The organism is Mesorhizobium sp. WSM2561, assembly GCF_000513915.1.
Classification (GTDB): domain Bacteria; phylum Pseudomonadota; class Alphaproteobacteria; order Rhizobiales; family Rhizobiaceae; genus Mesorhizobium; species Mesorhizobium muleiense.
Map to the genome: position 1 here is coordinate 72705 of NZ_AZUX01000003.1, position 16138 is coordinate 88842.

13 protein-coding genes and 1 pseudogene are annotated in these 16138 nt (G+C 63.0%); 3 read left to right on the top strand and 11 right to left on the bottom strand.

Annotated elements, in window-relative coordinates; translation table 11 throughout:
• Positions 1-23: 23 nt before the first annotated feature.
• From M727_RS0105225 to M727_RS35885, 3 genes and pseudogenes are all read right to left on the bottom strand, one after another.
• The gene (locus M727_RS0105225; RefSeq protein ID WP_051505526.1) at positions 24-1154 is read right to left on the bottom strand and encodes a phosphotransferase; all 1131 of its coding nucleotides are present in this window, start codon (positions 1152-1154) and stop codon (positions 24-26) included.
• A gap of 157 nt (positions 1155-1311) precedes the next feature.
• A pseudogene (locus tag M727_RS35880) lies at positions 1312-1979 on the bottom strand (haloacid dehalogenase type II).
• 192 nt (positions 1980-2171) lie between these two features.
• Positions 2172-3257 (bottom strand): LysR family transcriptional regulator, encoded by a 1086-nt coding sequence (locus M727_RS35885; RefSeq protein ID WP_245268457.1) that lies wholly within the window; start codon positions 3255-3257, stop codon positions 2172-2174.
• Here M727_RS35885 and M727_RS0105240 point away from each other — a divergent pair.
• From M727_RS0105240 to M727_RS0105250, 3 genes are read left to right on the top strand one after another with little or no spacing between them, the layout of a single operon-like run.
• Positions 3144-4301, top strand: coding sequence for a four-carbon acid sugar kinase family protein (locus M727_RS0105240; protein WP_027151780.1), 1158 nt, complete (start codon positions 3144-3146; stop codon positions 4299-4301). The two genes, M727_RS35885 and M727_RS0105240, sit on opposite strands and share 114 nt — an antisense overlap.
• On the top strand, positions 4298-5311 hold the full coding sequence (pdxA, locus tag M727_RS0105245) for a 4-hydroxythreonine-4-phosphate dehydrogenase PdxA (protein ID WP_027151781.1): 1014 nt from the start codon (positions 4298-4300) through the stop codon (positions 5309-5311). Before M727_RS0105240 ends, pdxA begins: the two co-directional genes overlap by 4 nt.
• A 20-nt stretch (positions 5312-5331) precedes the next feature.
• Positions 5332-6021, top strand: coding sequence for a 4-hydroxythreonine-4-phosphate dehydrogenase (locus M727_RS0105250; RefSeq protein WP_245268459.1), 690 nt, complete (start codon positions 5332-5334; stop codon positions 6019-6021).
• Positions 6022-6448: 427 nt separating this feature from the next.
• Here the strand turns inward: M727_RS0105250 and M727_RS0105255 are convergent, their stop codons facing one another.
• The 8 genes from M727_RS0105255 to M727_RS0105290 form a co-directional block, all read right to left on the bottom strand.
• On the bottom strand, positions 6449-7903 hold the full coding sequence (locus M727_RS0105255) for an aldehyde dehydrogenase family protein (RefSeq protein ID WP_027151783.1): 1455 nt from the start codon (positions 7901-7903) through the stop codon (positions 6449-6451).
• Complete coding sequence (locus M727_RS0105260) at positions 7900-9174, bottom strand: FAD-binding oxidoreductase (RefSeq protein WP_027151784.1); 1275 nt, start codon at positions 9172-9174, stop codon at positions 7900-7902. The genes M727_RS0105255 and M727_RS0105260 overlap by 4 nt, the downstream gene beginning before the upstream one ends.
• A gap of 61 nt (positions 9175-9235) precedes the next feature.
• Positions 9236-10405, bottom strand: a complete 1170-nt coding sequence (locus M727_RS0105265) for an alanine racemase (RefSeq protein ID WP_027151785.1) — start codon at positions 10403-10405, stop codon at positions 9236-9238.
• Between the two features lie 19 nt (positions 10406-10424).
• Positions 10425-11291, bottom strand: a complete 867-nt coding sequence (locus tag M727_RS0105270) for a GNAT family N-acetyltransferase (protein WP_027151786.1) — start codon at positions 11289-11291, stop codon at positions 10425-10427.
• 253 nt (positions 11292-11544) lie between these two features.
• Positions 11545-12852 carry an NAD(P)/FAD-dependent oxidoreductase gene (locus M727_RS0105275; RefSeq protein WP_027151787.1) on the bottom strand — a complete coding sequence of 436 codons (1308 nt, stop codon included), beginning with the start codon at positions 12850-12852 and terminating at the stop codon, positions 11545-11547.
• A 52-nt stretch (positions 12853-12904) separates the two neighbouring features.
• Positions 12905-14215 carry an FAD-binding oxidoreductase gene (locus tag M727_RS0105280; protein ID WP_027151788.1) on the bottom strand — a complete coding sequence of 437 codons (1311 nt, stop codon included), beginning with the start codon at positions 14213-14215 and terminating at the stop codon, positions 12905-12907.
• Between the two features lie 57 nt (positions 14216-14272).
• The gene (locus M727_RS0105285) at positions 14273-15151 is read right to left on the bottom strand and encodes an ABC transporter permease (RefSeq protein ID WP_027151789.1); all 879 of its coding nucleotides are present in this window, start codon (positions 15149-15151) and stop codon (positions 14273-14275) included.
• 35 nt (positions 15152-15186) lie between these two features.
• Positions 15187-16137: an ABC transporter permease gene (locus tag M727_RS0105290; RefSeq protein WP_027151790.1), complete on the bottom strand. Its 951-nt coding sequence runs from the start codon at positions 16135-16137 to the stop codon at positions 15187-15189.
• Position 16138: the final 1 nt, after the last annotated feature.

A 16138-nucleotide genomic window follows, 5' to 3' on the forward strand; every position in this document is an offset into this window, starting at 1 on the left:
CCGGTCGAGCAAACCGAAATGCGTTAGGGCTGAAACGACGATATTGCCGCCAGGACGGCCATCTCGCCCGATGCGACACCAAGAGGCGCCAGGATGGAAAGTCCGTGCTCGGCACGCGCGACATTCTTTTTGATGTACTGGGCATCGGCCGGAAAAAGGTGGGACCGCCAGTAGTTGACCAGGATCAATGCGCTTTGTCGCGCCCGCATCAGTCCGACGAGCAGTTTTGCTTCCAGTGCCGAAAGTGCAATGACCGAGGCGTAGCCGGCAATAAGATGCTCGGCTCCACCCAAAGGAAGTGCCGGATCCCTTACGACGTGACTTGCTGCGATCGCCAGGTCCTGGATCCTGGGGCTCCAGCAGCCATCGCCGAAATCGATGAAACCCATTCCCTGGCCGGTCACCATCATGTTGAATGGGCTGGGATCATTATGCGTTACCTGCCACGCCACATCAGAGAGTTGCGGCTCAACGAACTCCGCATACTCCGCCATCGCGACGCGTGCGCTCTCGGCAATGCTCCCGGATGGCAGGTAATGCTCCAGTTCCATCAACCTCGACCAGCAACCGACATGCCAAAGAACGGGACGGTGAGCCGCGGGCACACTGACCAGCTCAAGAGCTCGGTCCAGCCGGGCGAGAGCACTGCCGGTTCGAAAAAGCAGGTCGGGGGTTGGCGTCGCCTGGTGCAGCGGAATGCCCTCGATCCGGGTCTGCAAGTACCCGCATGTCCCCTCTTGCTCAAACATCAACGCGCCGCTGGTCGTGCGGAGCACTTCGGGTGCAACGAAGCCCGTGAACCCTTGCAATCCGGCCATGGCGGCGGTTTGAAAACGAAAGCTGTCGACCGCCTCCGCTGTTGCCGACGTCTTCAGGATCAACCGGCGGCCGTCCGACAGGTTGACCTCAACGGTGCGCTCAACCTCGGAGGACAATGTCGCGACCGATCCCGTCAATCCGTAGTGGCGCTTCAGCAGTGCCGCCGACATGTCCGGTTCGGAAGCGCCCGGCCGCATCGCCAGGCTTGCGGCGGCAGCCCGAAAATAGGCTTCGGTTGAAGCTGCCGCGAAAGGCAGATGATCGCGTCCTGCCGCCATAGAGCCATCGAGCTGACCAGCTTCTTCATCGGGGACCAGATCACCATAAGCGCCCAATTCGAAAGATCCTCGCCTGTTGGGGAACCGTTGTTCTTCATGCTTCGACAGATGGAGCGCTCCAGCGATGGCGCCCCGCAGGTCTATTTCTCGGGGACGGCGCCGCTGGCCGCCCTCGCAAAAAACTGCCCCGTGCCCGGCAAGACCCGGCCCATCCTCAGAGTCCGAAGACACCCGGTAGCTGCGTCACATCGCGGATTTCGGTGTATTCGTAAAAGGGATTGGCCGGCTCGTGGCCGCGATTGACCAGACCTTGCTCTTGATTCCCAGATCATAGGCGGACATCAGGTCGTGGCGGAAAGACGAGGACACATGCGTGATATCCTCGGGGCCGCAACCCAGCATGTCGAACATGTATTCGAACGCCTTGAAGTGCGGCTTGTAGGCACCCGCCTCTTCAGCGGTCAAGACGGCATGAAAGGGCGCACCGAGCTTTGCCACGTTCGACGGAATCTGGGCCACCATGGAGTTCGTCAGGGTGACCAACGGAATTTCCTTGGCCAGTTTGGCCAATCCCTCGGGGACGTCCGGATGCGGCCCCCAGGTGGGGATGCGGTTGTAGATCGTTTCGGCGTCTTCGGCACCGAACGCGACGCTGTTGCGGCGGCAGGTGCGTTCCAGTGCGTTGTGAACGACATCTGCATAAGGCTTCCAGTCCTGCAGCACCTCATCGAGGCGGTAGCCCTGGAAGTTTCTGATGAATTCATCCATGCGCGGCCCATCAAGAAGATGACCGAACAGATCCTTGGCGGCTTCCGCCATTTGGAAATTGATGAGCGTGCCGTGGCAATCAAAAGTCACGTATTTCGGCCGGAAGCGATCCATGTCGTTGGTTCCTGTCAATCTGCCCTATTGGCCGAGCATAATCGCAGGCGCTTGGCAGAATGTGCGGCAATGCATGGTCATTCAGCACAAGGCCCTCAGGTCGACCGCCAAACCAGCACGCCCTTTCGCAGCGCTGTCTCTTTCGCCCCGCCTGAGCCGATACGGGCGCAAAGGCGACCTTATTTTCTTAGTTTAGCTGTTCTCAAGCACCTGCCGCTTGAACGATCCCTCGGACTCTGCGGTCAGCCAATCGCGCAATGCGGAGAGGCCGCTTGAAACAATGATCGACTTCGGATGGATCAGGCCGTAGTCCGTCCCGTCGCGATCAAAGCCGAGTGGTGCTTCCAATCGTCCATTCGCTACGTCATCCGCTGCAATCGCCTGGGGGGCAAGAGCAACGCCAAGACCACCCAGGGCCGCTTCTGCCATCAGGAAATGATGATCCAGCAATCGGGTCGTTCGAGGACGCGGCGCATCCATGTGCGCGTCGAGCCACGCTTCCCAAGCATCCGGTCGCGTCCGTGCTCCGAGCGCCACATAGTCGCCACTCTCGAACCGCTTGTGCAGGGATGGCAGCATGACCGGACCAACCCGTTCCGGCATCAGCCTGATGATGGTCCATTCCGGGTCGACCAGAAAATCGAGTCGGCGGATCGCAAGCGTCACCCGGTCGCGCGCGAAGTCGAGCCCACCGCCGCCGGTCGACAGGTGCACCTCGACATCCGGGTATCGATCCTGAAACCCAGACAAGCGGGGGATCAGCCAGCGCATTGCCAGCGAGCGCCCGCAGGACAGGATGATCGGAATGGGCGTCGAGCTGGATCTGATTTCTGCCAAGGCATCAGTGATTAAATGGAACGCCTTGCCGGTTGCCTCCGCCAGCTTCGCGCCATCGGAGGTCAGACGCACCCCGCGCCCGTCCGCTTCGAGCAACCGCAGACCAAGATCGGTGGCCAGTTTGGAGACGCGGCGGCTGACTGCACCATGCGTCAGAGCGAGTTCGGCAGCCGCAGCACGCACAGACCCCAGACGCGCCACTGTTTGGAAGGCGCGCAGGTCGTCGAGCGAAGGTACTTCAGAGCGCTTCATTGGTGATTTCATATCACCATAAATCGTCAGATCATATGGATAATCGATGCCGATCGTTCTGCTATTCTCACCAACATGAAGCAGACCACATCTCTCCTGATCGGGATAGTCGCCGACGACCTGACCAGTGCTACCGACGGCGCGGCGGCCTTTCTCGCGAGAGGCTATGCACCTGTGATCAAGCGACAAGTCGACGGCGCGGAGAATGGAGCTGTCACTTCGATCGATACTAACAGCCGCACCTCCGACATCTCGCAGGCAAGAAAGGCTACGGCCGACGCCGTGTCTGCCCTCTCGAATGCCCGCCTTCTCTTCAAAACGATCGATTCGACCCTGCGCGGCCATATCCGCGTGGAAGTCGCCGCCGCCTTTCGCGCCAGCGGCCGGAGCAGGCTTGTCATCGCTCCAGCCTTTCCCGCAGCGGGGCGGCTCACCGTCGGCGGGATCCAGACGGTGAACGGCATTCCCGTGAGTCAAAGCGTCTACGGCCGTGATCCACTCCATCCCGCAGGCACCTCGGACATTGCCGAACTGGTCGATCCGTCCCTGGGTAAACCGATCATTATCGCCCCAGACAGTTCCGGCGATGCGGCGACGAAAGGGTTCATTCTGATCCTCGACGCCAACAGCCAGGACAAACTGAACCGGCAGGTCGCCGACATTCCCGATCCCGAGACTGTCCTGTGGGTGGGCTCGCCTGGTCTCGCCATCGCGCTGGCATTGCTGGTCCCTGCCGTGCCGGATGGACACCCATTAACGGGCAAAGCCGCCGGGCGGGTGGTGATTGTCGCAGGAAGCACCAATCCGGTAACGCGCGTCCAATGCGAGACCTTGCGTGTACGAGGCGTTCCCGTCGTCGGCGACCTGGCCGACGCTCCCGGCGACGCCCGTGTGATTTGCCTTCGGGCACCGCTGCAACGGCAGGAGAATGCCAGCGCGGTGACGACGAACCTCGCCGGACAAGCAGCCGCAGCGGTCGCCCGGCATGACTATGACGCGGTGATCGCCACCGGCGGCGAGACGATGGCGGCGATCCTCGACCGCCTCGGCATCAACGGGTTCCTTCTCACCCGCGAGTTGGAGCCCGGCTTTCCGGTCGGCCGCGCCGAACGGGCGGACGGAACGCCGCTTACCATCGCCATGAAGGCGGGAGGCTTCGGCTCACCCTCGACACTCCTTGATGCCGCCCGCGACCTGCTGGCCAAACCGCTTTCACGAAAGGCTGATTCATGACCGCCCATGACGCTCCTCTCGCCGTGACCATGGGTGATCCCTCCGGCATCGGCCCCGAGATCATCGCAAAAATGTATCTCCGTTGCCCGGACAAGCGGCACTGGATCGTCGTCGGTGATCCGCTGGTGATGACCCGCGCCCTTTGCGCGCTCGATGCTGAAGTGCGGGTCCGGCCGATCGCTTCAGTCGATGAGACCGTGCTCGATGACGGAACCCTCAACGTGCTTTGCTCCTCGCAGCTTTCCGCCCTGCCACCGGTCAGCCAAGTTTCGGCCGTCAGTGGACGCGCGGCGTTCGACGCCATCGTTGTCGCGATCGGACTGGCGCGGGACGGTTGGGTGGGCGGCATCGTAACGGCGCCGATTCACAAGGAGGCGTTGGCAGCAGCCGGTCTGCACTATCCCGGCCACACCGAAATCCTGGCCGATCATGGCGGGGCTCCCAAGGTCGCCATGATGCTGGCGAACGAGGACATTCGCACGGTCCTCGTCACCATCCATTGTTCGTTGTCCGAGGCGATCCGCAAAGGCGATTTCGCGTCGCAGATGGACGCGATCCGGTTGGCCCATGCCGGTGCGCAGGCGCTCGGCATCACCCATCCGCGCGTCGCCGTCGCGGGCCTCAATCCGCATGCCGGCGAAGGCGGTCTCTTCGGAGACGAGGAAATCCGCATCATCCGGCCGGCGATCGAGGCGGCCCGTGCCGAAGGTATCGACGCCTCCGGCCCATGGCCAGGCGACACTGTGTTCATGCAGGCCCGCAAGGGCCGGTTCGACATCGTGGTCGCGCAGTATCACGATCAGGGTCTCATCCCGGTCAAATATATGGGCCTCGACCATGGCGTGAACGTCACGCTGGGCCTGCCATTCGTGCGTACCAGCCCCGACCACGGCACCGCCTTCGACATCGCGGGGTCTGGCGTCGCCGACCCCTCCAGCCTGGAGACCGCCTTCGACTACGCCCTTAGGCTGAAGGCCTCCCTCCCGAACCAGAAAGCCGTCACCCCATGACCCAATTCGACTACATCTTCATGCTGACACGCAACGACCGCACCGTGACCGACGCCGCCGTCCACGCCAAAACGGCGCTCCGGGCCGGAATCCGCCACATCGGCTTCAAGGACATCGGCCTGCCGCTCGACGCGCTCGCCGCCCTCGCCCGCCAGATTCGCGGGGGCGGAGCCAGCACTTATCTTGAAGTTGTATCGCTCGACCGCGACAGCGAGATCGCCTCGGTCAAGGCGGCGATCGACCTCGGCGTCGACTATCTTCTCGGTGGCACCCATGCCGAAGACGTGCTGCCGCTGCTGGAAGGGACGCCCATCCGCTACTATCCGTTTCCGGGTCGCATCGTCGGGCATCCGAGCATTTTGGAAGGATCGCAGGCCGAGATCGTCAAAAGCGCGGTCGCGCTCGCCAGCCATCCCGGTGTCGCCGGTCTCGACCTTCTCGCCTACCGTTCGGCAGGCAATGTGCCATCTCTGATCGACGCTGTGTGCCGGGCCGTGCCCAAGCCCGTTATCGTCGCGGGATCGGTGGACCGGCCGGATCAGATCAACACCATTCGCAACAGTGGCGCAGCGGGGTTTACCGTCGGCACCTCGGCGCTGGACGGCCGGTTCCCTGCAGAGGGCCCCGCACTGGAATTCCAGCTGCAGGCGATCTCGGCGTGCCTCGAAGGACATCAAGAGAGCGTGGGAGATCAGTCCTGGTCAAAATAATCACAAATGAATTCAGCACGGCGGAGCTTCGAACGATCGAGGAAGCTCCAGGCCAGAGTTCTCTGCCACTACATTCGATCGCATAGACAGCAAGACAAACGCCCTGGCGACGCACCCGCCCGCGCGGCGCCGCAACATCGAGGTCATTGATGCCACGCCCGATCGTCGAACGGGCCAGACCGGTGATCTCAGACACCACCGCAAGCCACCCCAACCCGCAGCACGACCGCTGCTCGATTCTGCGTCGGTCGATCATGCCCGATCGGAAACCACAAAGCGACCGAACAGAATCGCAACCTGATGAGTCAAACCGACGCAGACGTCACCAAATCCGATTCAGTTATCAATCCATAACTGAATAGCGATCCGCCCGGCCTATGGGCGTAGACGGCGCCAGCCGCGCCTCCGCGCTTGGCAAAAATGTCGCCTAGAAATAGCCGAGGATGGATTTGACCTCGAGGTACTCCAACATGCCTTCGATGCCATATTCGCGTCCGTTTCCGGACTGCTTGAAACCGCCAAACGGGGCGTGCGGGTCCCAGGCCGGGTAGTTGAGATGAACCTGACCGGCGCGGATCCGCGAGGCGACGTCCCTGACGGCGCCCATATCCTCGCCCTGCACATGGGCCCCCAGGCCGTAGACCGTATCGTTGGCGATAGTGATGGCCTCCTCGACTGTGTCGTAGGGGATGATGCACAGAACTGGTCCGAAGACCTCTTCCTGGGCAATGCGCATGTTCGTAAGCACGTCGGAAAAGATAGTCGGCTTCACATAGAACCCGACGCTCATTTCGTCCGCGCGACCCGACCCGCCGGTGAGGAGCCTGGCGCCCTCCGAAATGCCGACGCCGATCATGGTTTGGATGCGGTCGAATTGGGAACGGTTGGCGATTGCACCGTGCGTGGTGGCTTCTGAAAGCGGATCGCCGACGATGATCTGGGCCGCGGCCCTCCTGGCGACCGCCTCGATCTCGGACAGCCGCTCGCGCGGCACGATCATGCGCGTCGGCGCGCTGCATGACTGGCCGAGATTGCGGAAGGCGGCGGCTACGCCCAGCGAAACGGCGCGATCGAGATCGGCGTCGGGCAAAATCACGTTCGGCGACTTGCCGCCGAGCTCCTGTCCGACGCGCTTGACCGTCGGCGCGGCGGCCTGGGCCACCGCAATGCCGGCACGGGTCGAGCCGGTGATGGAGATCATGTCGACATCCGTGTGCGAGGCGAGACCCATACCCACGCCCGGGCCGTCACCATTGACGAGGTTGAAGACACCGGCAGGGAAGCCGGCTTCCTCAATCGACTCGGCAAACAGCAGCGCGTCCAAAGGAGAGAGCTCGCTTGGCTTCAGCACGACCGTGCAGCCTGCGGCGAGCGCCGGCGCAACCTTGGCGGTGATCTGGTAGAGTGGCCAGTTCCAGGGCGTGATCAGGGCGCAGACACCGATCGGCTCGTGGGTGACGGCGGTGTGGCCGCGCTGCTCGACGAAGGGGAAAGTTTTCAGGACATCGCGAGCGACTTGCACATGGGCGATCGCCAGCGGCACCTGCGCGGTGCGCGCATATCCGATCGCCGCGCCCATTTCGAGGCTCAAGCATTGCGCAAGCAGTTCATTGCGCGCTTCGAGCAGCGCCTGCAGGCGATCAAGCAGACCCGCGCGGTATTCCGGCCGGGTACGGCTCCAGGTGGCGAACGCCCGGCGGGCCGCTGAAACGGCCGCGTCCACATCCCAGCTGTTTCCGAGCGGAAACCGTGTCACGACCTCTTCGGTGGCGGGATTCACGACGACGCCCTCGGCGGTGCCCTTCGGCTCGACCCATTGACCGTCGATGAAGAACTTGTCCAGGCGGCCATTGCGGGACAGGTGTTCGAGGGGCGAAATCATGTGACAAGGTCCTTCATGCGGTAATAAGCGCCGAGGATCGGCAGGAACCAGGGTCGCCCGAAATAACCAGGGATCGCCGGCCAATCGAAATCCTTCCAGGGGTTCAGGTCGGGACGCCCGTCCATGACATCGGCCATGATGCTGCCCATCAGCGTCGACATCTGGGTGCCGTGGCCGCTATAGCCCATCGAGTAGTAGATTCCGTTGCGCTCTCCGGCGCGCGGCAGCCGGTCGCGCGTCATGTCGACCATGCCGCCCCAGCAGTAGTCGATCGGGGTGTCGGCCAGTTCCGGATAGACCTCGACCATCGCCGCTTTCAGGATCCGGCCGCTCTTTTCGTCGGATTGCGGATTGGACACCGCAAACCGGGCCCGCCCGCCGAACAGCATGCGATTGTCCGGGGTCAGCCGCCAGTAGACGACGAGGTTGCGCGTGTCGACGACATTGCGGCGGGTCGGCATGAGGCGCTGAAGCTGCCCAGGCGACAGCGGTTCCGTCACGACCAGAAAGGCGCCGACCGGCACGATCCGGCGGCGGATCCATCCGAGCGGACCGACCTGGGAAATGCCGCTCGCCAGCAGAACCTGCCGCGCGACGATCTTGCCCCTTGGGGTCTCGACCTCATGCCCGTCGGCGATCTTGCGCAAAGCCATGACGGGGGCGCGTTCATAGACCTCCGCGCCACGTCGTGCGGCGGCGGTCGCCAGCCCCCGGACGAACCGGCCGACATGCATGCCGGCACTCTTGGGAAAGAGCAGCCCGCCATAGTAGCGGCTGGTGCCGACTTCGTCACGCAGGTCGGCGCGCGCGATCATCCTCGTTCCGGGATCGACATTGGCGGCGAGCAGTTCCTGGCTGCGCGCCAGCACGTCGTAGTGCTCGAGCTTGGCGGCAAGCTTGAGCTTGCCGACGCGGGAGAAGCTGCAGTCGATCTTTTCTTCCTGCACCAACCGCTCGACCATATCGACGCCGGCGTCGAAAGCCTTGTAGAGCGCGTTTGCGGCCGGCTTGCCGTGCTTGCCGGCCATGATTGCATAGTTCTGGGCAAAACCGTTGTTGCACATGCCGCCATTGCGGCCGGATGCGGCGTTGCCTATGGTTTCGGCCTCCAACAGTGCAACCCTGGCGCCCTTCTTGGCAAGGGCCAGTGCCGCGGAAGATCCGGTCAGGCCGCCGCCCACAACCGCTACATCGTAGTGGCCTTCGAGCGGTTTGGACGTGCCCTCATTGAACGGCTGAGAGGTGTCCAGCCAATAAGATGTAAGCTTCATGATTGCACCACCAGTGCGTCAGTTTGCATGGGCGCCATGCAAAGCGTTGCGATTGGAGCCCCTACCATCCGCGGATCCGCTCCCAACGCGCTTCGATCCTGGGACTGTCCCCGTTGACGACGGCGTAGAGGTGATGCTGGGCGGCCATCGCGCAGGCATGGTTGGGCAGAATCCGGACCCGAGCCCCGAGCGGCAAATCGGGCATGGACTTTCCAGAACCGGCGCGAATGGCGAGGATACCGTGTTCCTGGCTGGCCTGCGCCACGATCACATCTTCGAGCACCCGCCCCTTTTCGTCGCAGACCACGCCGTAACCCTGGTCGATCTGCTGGTTTGCGGTTCCCCGGTCGCGTGAAAGCGCCATCCACCCGGCGTCGACCAGCACCCATCCCTTTTCCGGCTTGGACCCGATCACCGTGGCCAACACGGAAATTGCGATATCGTCGAGACCGCAGACCCCTACCCCGTGCTGGACGAGGTCAAAGAACATGTAGACCCCGGCGCGCAGCTCCGTGACGCCTTCGAGGTTCTCGGCGAAGTGCGCCGTCGGCGTCGAGCCTAGGCTGACGATCGGGCAGGCATGGCCGTGGGCGCGCAAAGTGTCGGCGGCGCGCACGGTGGCCAAACGCTCGTCCTCGGCTGCCTTGACCAGCGCATCGGGCGTGCTCAAGCCATAGGACTCGCCGGCATGGGCGAGGACGCCGACCAGGTTGGCGCCCGCTGCGACGATCCTGTTGGCCACCTCGATCAGCTTGGGATCGTCCGGCTTCAATCCACCGCGATGGTCATCGCAGTCCAGTTCGATGAAGACGGACGGCGTCACGCCGGTGGCTTCGCGTACACCGGCCAGGGCGTCGGCCTGCTCGACGGAATCGAGCAACAGCTTCACATCAGCGCCGGTACGGCGACAAAGCTCCATGGCGCGGACGGCCGAAGCCGGCGACATGCCGACTGCATAGGTGATGTCTCGAAAGCCGTGGCCGGCGAAATACTCCGCCTCGGCGACGGTCGAGACCGTGATCGGACCGGGTTCGCCGGGGAACACGTGTCGGGCGACGTCGATGCTTTTGGCCGTCTTCATATGCGGGCGCAGCACCACGCCAAGCTTTCTGGCATGCTCGGCCAGACGCTGGATGTTGCGCTCAAGCCGCCCCCGGTCCAGAAGCAGCGACGGGGTGATGAGGGCATCGATCGTTTGGGCCGCCTCACGCATCTTTTCGTTCGTATCCATCGCTCCCCTACCTCATTCCTTAACCGAACGACTGATTTGCCAAGGCATACATGCGGGCCGTCCCGTCGGAGACGGGCCGTCGCCCCTTGACCATCGCGATCACAGCACCGACACGCGCGAGCCCCAGGCTATCCAGCCAGTCGCCCAATCCGTGTTCGGCATAGACGTCGATGCGCACGAATTGGCCGTGAAGCTTCGAAAGCTGGGCCAGGATCAGAAGCCGCGCGTCTTGGCCGCTCTCGGCGGCAACAGGGCCCAGGACATAGCCGCGGCCGAACCGCCTGGCGATGGCGTAGCCTGCAATACGCCCCGCGCGTTCGATGACCAAAACATTGCCCGCATCAGCGACGCCAGCCACCATCGAGGGCCGGGGCATGCCTGTCGCCCGTTCGTCGAAGTCCTGGATTGCCGCGAGGTCGGAGACCGTCGCCTGACGGATGTCGTCGCCGGTACTCTGCGTCACGGCGACGGTCAGCGGGCCCTGGTGCTGAAGCACCGCGCCCCAGGCAGTGAAGCCGCGTCGCTTGTAGAGCGCGAGACCCTCTTCCGTCGAATTGAGCAGCACGTTGCGCCCGTCCGTGGCCTGAAGCAACCCGTCAAAAAGCCGGGAGCCGTTGCCACCGCCTTGCGCCGAGCCAGTGACTATGATCATCCCGGCAGTGGCATAGGCCTGTCCGTAATTCCAGGACATGGCAGTGCCGATCACCTGCCCTGCCCGCTCGAGGACCAGGCCATTGCCGACCGTCACGGCAAATTCCCAGTCCTCCTGGCGATACGGCCAGCCCATCTCCTGCGACAGCTTCAGCGCGCCCGGCACATGGCGGGTCTCGAATTTCATCAGCTCGGTCGGGGCGCTGACGATATCCCTGTCGTGATCAACGGCCATAAGTGCAACGCTGTCGCTTGATCCAAAGTCAGATTGAAGTCGGACCTTAGAGTGGCGGCCGGCGGACAGATTTGACTGCTGTTTTGCCCCTTCAATTCAGCGGGATCATTCGTTTTGAGCTGTCCGTCGGCATGCCATATGGCGCAAATCGGGCGAGGAATGCGGCAAGACCACTCGGGCGCCGCTCAGGTGAGGTGCAATGCAGACCTCAGCGACATCGTTCGGTCGCAGTCTGCCACGCGCCTGACCGACGTCAATGCAATTTGAGACGCGGACGGACGACGCGGTTGACATGGCCGACCAAGATAAGAGCCAGGCCCTTGATCCAGCCATGTATGGCCACCAGGTGCATGCGGTACAAAGACACGTAGATCATCCTGGCCAGCCGCCCCTCGATCGCCATCCGCCCTCCGACGAGGTTTCCCATCAAGCTACCGACGGTGGAAAACCGGCTTAACGACACTAGCGAGCCGTTGTCCCGATAGACAAATGCCTCCGGCGTTTTCCCGGCAATCAATTGAAGAATGTTGCGATAAGCGGTCGATGCCATCTGGTGGGCAGCCTGAGCTCGTGGCGGCACCGGGCCGCCCGCCCCTTCCGGCTTGAAAAAGCAGCAATCGCCGATAGCGAAGATGCGCTCGTCCCGGCTCGTTTGGAGGGTGGGAAGGACGACAAGTTGCCTGCTACGCGCCATCTCGAGTCCGTCGAGCTCTCCTAGAATACTTGCCCCCTGCACTCCTGCAGCCCACACGCAAATATTGGCGTCTATCTGCTCCCCGGTAGCGCACCTCAATCCCTTTTCCGTTGCTTCGGATACAGCTGTGTTTGCGAGCACCCGGACGCCGAGGGCCTCAAGTTCCTGATGCGCAGCCTTTGCTAAAGCATCTGGGAGAGCCGGAAGAATCCGCGGCCCGGCCTCTATCAAAGTGACCCTCAACCGGGTCTCGTCGAAGACTTCCAGGCCATAGTGTCTGAGAGATGATGCAGCGTTGTAGAGTTCAGCAGCGAGTTCGACGCCTGTCGCGCCGCCACCTACGATAGCTATGTCAACAAAGGCGTCGTCGGTTGGATCAGCTGACATTGTCCTGGAAACTCGAAGACAATGATTCAACAACTTCAATCGAAAGCGATCCGCTTGATGACGGTCTTCGAGGAAAAGACAATGGTCCTTGACTCCGGGAGTACCGAAGTCGTTTGAAACCGACCCGATTGCGATAACCAGGTAATCGTATCGGAGCCGATGTCGACCAACCAGTTCCGACCCGTCATCGTCGAAAATCGGCGCCACTGTGACCTGCCGCGCTGTGCGATCGATTGCCTCCAGCGACCCGTAGAAGAAGCGGTAGCCCCAACGGTGCCCGTGGCCGCGGTAGCCCACTTCGTCAAGATTTGCGTCGAGTGATCCGGCCGCGACTTCATGGAGGAGCGGCTTCCAGACATGGGTGTGGTTACGCTCCACAAGAATGATATCGAAATCCTTGCGGCCGAGCCGTGCTCCGAGCCGCCGCACGAGCTCAAGACCTCCAGCCCCACCGCCAACGACGACTATTTGAGTCTTCATTCGTGCTTGCCCGGTCTCGTTGAGGAGTGCCCCTCAGAAAGTATATCCGCCGTCAGCGGCTGGCGCGCCACCAGGCGATACGGTCCTGCAGGGCGTAGCCCTTGATAACGGCCGGCAGGAACCACGGATTGCCGCGATAGAGCGGGATGGCTGCAGGCGGCCGGAAATCGAATGCGGTGCGCGCCCGATCGCCATGTCCCATCAGCTTGTGAGCCGCACGCGTGCCGACCCATGGCGCCCAGACCACGCCCGAACCGCAGAAGCCGGTGGCATAGACCACGCCATCCTTCTCGAAGATGCGGGGCAGCATGTCGCGGTGCATCGCCACATTGCCGAACCAGCTATGCGAAAGGCGAACGTTCTCCAGTTCCGGGAAAATTTCGCCCAGCCCGTTGCGCAGACGGAGCGTCGGGGCTGCCGGATCGCCTGCACGCGAGCTGTCGCGCCCGCCGAGCAGGATGCGTCTGCCGTCCGGCGAAGGGCGGTAATAGAAGCCAAGCTCGCGGCCCTCGCCCATCATCATCCGCTTCGGCATCAGGCGCGCCATCACCTCAGGCGCGAGTTCCTCGGTGGCAATGATCCGGCTGCGAACCGGCACCAGCCGACGGCGCAGGAAGGGACTGGCGCCATCCGTATAGCCATTTGTGCAGACCAGCACCTGCCGCGCCTGCACCGTTCCGGCCGAAGTGGCGACGCGGAACCCGGAGCTATCCCTTTCAATCGAGGTCACGGGGGTGTTCGAATGCACCGCCAGTCCCGAAGCGAGCGCCACCCGCAGGAGCTCGGCGTGGAATTTGGCCGGGTGCAGCCCACCGATGTCCATCCGGACTATGCCGCCGCGATAGAAGTCGGTGCCGACGTAGGTGCGCTGCTTTGCATATGGAACAGCGTAAGATTCGATCCCCAGTTTCCTCGCCAACGACTCGGCGCCGCGGGCCATCTTCTCGTACTGTTCATATCCGATGGCGCCCTTGAACAGGCCAACCAGTTGAAAGTCGCAGTCGAGCTTTTCCGACTTGATGAAATCGTAAAGGAATTCGCGCGCGACCTTGCCCTCGGCCTCGATCGCCATGGCTTTTTGTTCGCCGAAGCGCCGGGTGATCGTGGCGTAGTCCAGCCGGATGCTCCCGCTGGTAATTCCGCCATTGCGCGACGAGGCCCCCTCGCCCGGATTCATCGCATCAAAAGCTGCAACCGAGCGCCCCTCGCGCGCCAGCGCAAGCCCGGCCGAAAGCCCCGCATAGCCGGCGCCGACAATCGCCACATCAACCGTCCTGGCCAGGGGCTGCGGCGGCAGCGGCATGACGGGCGCCGCTTCCCACCAGTAGGGGGTGCTCTTGTCGGCGACTTTCGGCTCGTGCATCAGAGTCACTTCTCGCTGGGTTTTCGGGTGAGGCGCGGGCCGCTTTTGTCGACGAGATCAGACACGGTCGTCCCGCACGTCGAGCGCATCGCGCAACCCGTCGCCGATGAAATTAAAGCTTGTCACGGCGATGGTGATGGCGGCCCCGGGAATGATCGCCAGCCAGGGCGCACTGTCCAGATACTGCTGGGCGCCCTCGAGCATGTTGCCCCAGCTGGGCAGCGGCGGCTGAATGCCATAACCCAGGAAACTGATATAGGCTTCCAGGAGAATAGCGTGCGCGACTGTCAGCGTCGCGGCCACGATGATCGGGCCCATGGCGTTGGGCAGGATCTCGCGGAACATGATATGCGCACCGCTAAGCCCCAGCATGCGCCCGGCCAGCACAAACTCGCGCTCGCGCAATGACCGCACCTCGGCCTCGACAATCCGGGCTACCTCCATCCAGCTGGTGACAGCGACGATGACGGTGACCATAGCCGGGCTCGGCTTCAGTGCCGCGGCCAAGGCCAGCAGCAGGAAGATGGAGGGGAATGACAGGAAGCCGTCGACCGTGCGCATCAGCGCTGCGCCGATCCAGCCGCCGCGGTAGCCCGCGATCACGCCGACGAGCGTTCCGATCAGCGTCGAAAGCAGCATGGCAAAGAAAGCCACCAGCAGTGAAGTCCTCCCCGCCATGAACAGTCGTGCCGCCACGTCCCGCCCCAAAGGATCGGTCCCGAGATAGTGGTCGCCGGTCAGCGGCGGTGAAAAGCGGGCGCGCAAATCGATGTAGAGGGAATCATAGGGCAGGAGATGCGGGCCGAAGACGCATGCCAGCGTGAGAAGGGTGATCATCGCCACCCCCAGCAACGCCAGATGATGGCTCGTGAAACGGCGCACGGTGCGGCTGCGCCACCAGCGGCTTGGTCCTGCATTTGCGGCGAGAGCGGTCATTTCGGGTGCCTCCTGTTGGACGTGAGGTTACGCGCTCAACCCAGACGAATGCGCGGGTCGACGATCGCCACGGCAATATCTGCGATCAAGTTGCCCAGAATGACGAGAATGGCCGAGAACATCAGCAGTCCCATCACGACCGGGTAGTCGCTGTAGCCGAGGCTGTCCAGGAACAGTCGACCCATCCCCGGCCAGGTAAACACGGTCTCCGTCACCAGCGCGCCGGTCAGGATGCTGGGAAGCTGGACCCCGGCCAGTGTGATCATCGGCAAAAGCGCATTGCCGACGACGTGCTTCATTATGACTCGGCGCTCGCTCAGGCCTTTGGCGCGGGCGGTCTTGACGAAATCCTGGCTGATGGCGTCGAGCGTCGCCGTGCGCATGTAGCGGCTCCAGATCGCGACATGCACCAGCGACAGCACGATGCTTGGCAGGATCAGGTGATGCAGGTAGTTCAGGACCGAACCGTCGCCGATCGTGTACATGTTGCCTGCAGGCAGCCAGCCCAGCTGCAGGGAGAAGACGTAGATGCCGACGAGCCCGAACCAGAAGGTCGGGATCGACAGCGCGACCATCGCTCCGATCGTCGCCATATGGTCGAACAGCGAATAGCGGTGCGTGGCGCCACGAATGCCGATCCAGGTGCCGATGGCGATCGCAATCGCGGTGGACGTCCCCATCAGCAGCAGCGTCGCAGGGACATGCCGGCCGATCACTGCCAGCACAGGCGCGCCGTCGCGGAAGGAGTGGCCCCAGTCGCCCTGGAGAAGCCGCCAGGCCCAGTCGAAATATTGCACCAAAAGCGGACGGTTCAGCCCCAATTGCTCTTTCAGGCGCTCGAGATCGTCCTGCGTCATGCCGGGATCGAGCCCGAATTGCGCCAGCGGCCCGCCCGGCAGCAGGTTCAGGACGAGGAACCCGATGACCGAGACGATCAGGAGCAGGATGAGGCTCTGTGAGAGCCGGTTGAGCAGGAAGCCGCGCATT